This window comes from Neisseria sp. P0009.S007 (assembly GCF_051962515.1).
In genome coordinates this window covers 1-271 of the sequence record NZ_JBQCVF010001101.1, presented here as the reverse complement: position 1 = coordinate 271, position 271 = coordinate 1, and the positions used below count along the sequence as shown (strand labels likewise).

The following is a 271-nucleotide window of genomic DNA, read 5'->3' as shown; positions in this document are numbered from 1 at the left end:
ACGTAGGGTGCAAGCGTTAATCGGAATTACTGGGCGTAAAGCGTGCGCAGGCGGTTATGTAAGACAGTTGTGAAATCCCCGGGCTCAACCTGGGAATTGCATCTGTGACTGCATAGCTAGAGTACGGTAGAGGGGGATGGAATTCCGCGTGTAGCAGTGAAATGCGTAGATATGCGGAGGAACACCGATGGCGAAGGCAATCCCCTGGACCTGTACTGACGCTCATGCACGAAAGCGTGGGGAGCAAACAGGATTAGATACCCTAGTAGTC

Annotated in this window: 1 rRNA gene; it reads left to right on the top strand. The window is 52.8% G+C overall.

Annotated elements, in window-relative coordinates:
* Window positions 1-271: ribosomal RNA gene (locus tag ACTHS3_RS17905) — 16S ribosomal RNA — on the top strand; the annotation flags it as partial.